The organism is Streptomyces sp. 5-10 (assembly GCF_014712245.1).
In the GTDB taxonomy this organism is placed as follows: domain Bacteria; phylum Actinomycetota; class Actinomycetes; order Streptomycetales; family Streptomycetaceae; genus Streptomyces; species Streptomyces violaceusniger.
Genome location: NZ_JACVYG010000230.1, coordinates 1 through 581, shown reverse-complemented (window position 1 = coordinate 581; position 581 = coordinate 1). Strand labels below are relative to the sequence as shown.

The 581-nt window shown below is 74.0% G+C and carries 1 protein-coding gene; it reads left to right on the top strand.

The window, feature by feature from the left end; all coding sequences use genetic code 11:
* The coding region (locus tag IEJ02_RS47945) for an acyltransferase domain-containing protein (RefSeq protein WP_191070526.1) at window positions 1–581 on the top strand (581 nt) is incomplete at both ends.

Below are 581 nucleotides of genomic sequence, written 5' to 3'. Positions count from 1 at the left end.
ACGCCATCATCGAGCAGGCGCCGGAGCCCGAACCGGCCGAGGTCTCCGCGCTTCCGGCGGTTCAGCCGTCCGTGCTGCCGTGGACCGTGTCCGGGAAGAACGCCGACGCGCTGCGGGCGCAGGCCGAGCGGCTGCTCGCCGACCTGGAGCGGCGGCCGGACGTCTCCCCGACCGACCTGGCGTACTCGCTCGCGACCTCCCGTGCCGCGCTGGACCACCGTGCGGTCGTGGTCGGCGGGGACCGCGCGGCGCTGGTCGCGGGTCTGGAGGCGCTGGCGGGCGGCGAGTCGGCCGCGGGGCTGGTCCAGGGGGCGGTGGCGGATGGCAAGGTGGCCTTCCTGTTCACCGGCCAGGGCAGCCAGCGCCTCGGCATGGGCCGTGAGCTGTACGACGCCTACCCGGCGTTCGCGGAGGCGTTCGACGCGGTCTGCGATGAGCTGGACGCGCACCTGATGCGGCCGCTGAAGACCGTGGTGTTCGGGGACGACGCCGAGGTGCTGGACCAGACCGGGTACACCCAGCCCGCGCTGTTCGCCATCGAGGTGGCGCTCTTCCGGCTGGTTTCGGAGGCGTGGGGTCTG